Genomic DNA, 253 nt, shown 5'->3' with positions numbered 1-253 from the left:
CTTCGTCACCGTTACTGCGCCTGACAACGTCTACACCGGTACCAACGACCCAGTGATCAAGTCGATCGCTTCGGTTGATGGCGCTGATGTCGGTCAGTTCGAGAACTTGGTTCTGGACAAAACCCCAGTCAGCACCTCTGTCACCGACGAGCCAGGTACTCCGGGCAACGAAGGCGATCTGGTCAAGGTCACCATCACGGCCGATCAGGTTTCGGTCGCAGAGAACGTGAAGCCGACCTTCACCGTCCACATC

Annotated in this window: 1 protein-coding gene; it reads left to right on the top strand. The window is 57.3% G+C overall.

All coding sequences use genetic code 11. The annotated features are described in order from the left end of the window. Positions 1-253: hypothetical protein (locus tag HU770_RS26915; protein WP_186666627.1), on the top strand; the 253-nt coding region annotated here is incomplete at both ends.

The sequence above is a fragment of the Pseudomonas sp. SWRI68 genome, assembly GCF_014269165.1.
GTDB lineage: Bacteria > Pseudomonadota > Gammaproteobacteria > Pseudomonadales > Pseudomonadaceae > Aquipseudomonas > Aquipseudomonas capeferrum.
This window is presented reverse-complemented; position numbering and strand designations above follow the sequence as displayed.